Here is a 2,084-nt window from a genome sequence, read left to right on the forward strand (position 1 = left end):
ATAGCATCTATAACTGGATGGGATTACATTTTGTCAGCCCTAGCTACTGTTGCATGATTTTTGAAAATTGGTATTAGAAGACTTGGCATGGATGAAATTGCCTTGGTAAAAGGCCAGGGAAACTATTGTGCTGTATTAGTAGATATAGAGACTAGACAGCTCTTGGCTATTGTCGAATCTAGACGGATAGAAGATCTGCCTAAAGTCTTACAGAGTTGGGGTTCTGAGCAGGGCTATTTCATTCTAAACAAGTCTTTGAGGATGTTAAAATTAAAGCCAGCGAGACGTTGAGCTTGAGCCATGTTTTGAAAGCCATAATCGCGATACAAATTGAGGGCAAAATTGCGTGCGATTGCCCAACATTGAACAAGCCCGTTGGTGCGAATACGAGAAGCATCTTCGCCCGAGGGGTGACATCGCGAACATAATGAACTTTGTTTTCGACCCCCCAATAGCCTCGAACTCTGTCGGCAAGGCGTCTGGCCGTTTCGGTCAAGGAGGTCACGTAATAGCGGGTTTCGGTAGAGACTTCAATGATGGAGGCTCGATGCACAGCACGTTCGGATTCAGCTCGAATTAAGGTTTGCAGTCCCGGAAAATCAGGAATTCCAGTCAGGTCATGACTAATGCTGACGGTGCGTTTTTCAATCCGACCATGCCCTTTGTCGATCTGGAACATCGTCTCTTGCGCTTGAAATTTGGCTTGTACTGCGGCCAACAATCTGGATTGATTGCCTTTGAGTGCGCCCAAGTAATCATTACCACTATCAATGATAGTCTGAGCAGTTTTTTTGGGTACTGATGGCATCAAAGGCGAAGACTACACCCTTAACTGCCATCTTCTGAATAAGAACCGGGAGTGCGGTGATTTAATTCGTTTTTGATGCCACCTCATAGGGTTCGAGAATCAAACCACGTTCTACAATGTAGGCAGTCACCAGCATGATTGCTGGATGCGAATCGACAGTTGGGTCCTCAGTGGGACACTCATAGGACCCGCGTAACACTTTGCCATCTGTCACAATTGTTTCTCCGGGTTTGGGTTGAATCCCGAAGAACCTCGACAAACAACCCGAATAAGCCTGATATTCTAACCGCAGCAATGTCCGGCGAATCGTGCTGTAAGAGGGTAAACGTCCCAGGGGCGGTTGAAATAAAGCAACTAATTGAGAGTGATGGGCACTCAACCAATCCCCAATAGCCAGAAATCCCCGATTCCCCGCAGCGACTGAAGCGGGTAAATAAGGCTAAATACAGCGCTTGATGATGGCGTTGTCCTGCCTTGCGACGGGTGTCAGGCAAGTCTGCAAAGGCTTTGATAATGGCAAGTTGAGACATAGCAGCTCCCGTGCATGAGTACGATACTTTACTACTATAGCAATCCGATCTGAGTCTCACAACACAACGCCCTCTTGTCTTCCTAGACTTCTTGTATAGCAAGACTTTCAGATTTTACAAATCTAGAAAATCACTTAGGATTGCTATATATCCACTACTCAACTAGAATGAAATAGCCCTGTAGTTATTTATGTCCGCGCCTTTGGGTGGCGGTTGCTTGTAGCAACATTTTCAGATGATTGGGAAATATAAATAGAATGGATTCAGTAGAAAAAACTCAAGATCAGCAGCATCCGCAATACAAGCGCGATCGAGCCAGTGTCAATACTTTATTAGCCTCAGAAGCAACGGACTACAATTTATCGGAATTAGCAAGATTAATAATTCGCTACCGAGGCTTTCCAGGCGCTAGAGATATCCAATCCGACTTAAAAAAAGTCCTGCAAAAATGGAATCATACCCAAGAAAGTCTTTACGAAAAAACGCGTAAAATTCACGCTACAGGTGAGGTTTACAGGCGACAAAAAAGCGATCAAGAAGATTGGGTATAACTTGAGAAACCCAGTTTCTGGCTGTTTCTGCGGGCTGTAACGCGTCTTCTCGTAAAAAAATCGGTTTCTGAGGGGCCGTGCGTCTACGAATATTCAAGTGCATTGCGCTCGCCTCAAGTTAATACCAATTTTCAAAAATCATGCAACAGTAGCTAGGGCTGACAAAATGTAATCCCATCCAGTTATAGATGCTAT

General features: G+C 44.8%; 4 protein-coding genes. 2 read left to right on the top strand and 2 right to left on the bottom strand.

What is annotated here, in order from left to right:
- Positions 1 to 87: 87 nt before the first annotated feature.
- Complete coding sequence (locus QT996_RS28370) at positions 88 to 291, top strand: hypothetical protein (RefSeq protein WP_445304598.1); 204 nt, start codon at positions 88 to 90, stop codon at positions 289 to 291.
- Here QT996_RS28370 and QT996_RS28375 read toward each other — a convergent pair.
- Both QT996_RS28375 and QT996_RS28380 read right to left on the bottom strand, forming a co-directional pair.
- Positions 239 to 808: an ISAs1 family transposase gene (locus QT996_RS28375; RefSeq protein WP_333050830.1), complete on the bottom strand. Its 570-nt coding sequence runs from the start codon at positions 806 to 808 to the stop codon at positions 239 to 241. The two genes, QT996_RS28370 and QT996_RS28375, sit on opposite strands and share 53 nt — an antisense overlap.
- 61 nt (positions 809 to 869) lie before the next feature.
- Positions 870 to 1,187, bottom strand: coding sequence for a hypothetical protein (locus tag QT996_RS28380; protein ID WP_333050832.1), 318 nt, complete (start codon positions 1,185 to 1,187; stop codon positions 870 to 872).
- A gap of 408 nt (positions 1,188 to 1,595) precedes the next feature.
- On the opposite strand from QT996_RS28380, the gene QT996_RS28385 reads away from it, so the two are divergent.
- Positions 1,596 to 1,889: a DUF3288 family protein gene (locus tag QT996_RS28385; RefSeq protein ID WP_333050834.1), complete on the top strand. Its 294-nt coding sequence runs from the start codon at positions 1,596 to 1,598 to the stop codon at positions 1,887 to 1,889.
- Positions 1,890 to 2,084 lie beyond the last annotated feature (195 nt).

Origin of the sequence: Microcoleus sp. S13C4 (assembly GCF_036700865.1) — a bacterium.
Lineage (GTDB): Bacteria > Cyanobacteriota > Cyanobacteriia > Cyanobacteriales > Microcoleaceae > Microcoleus.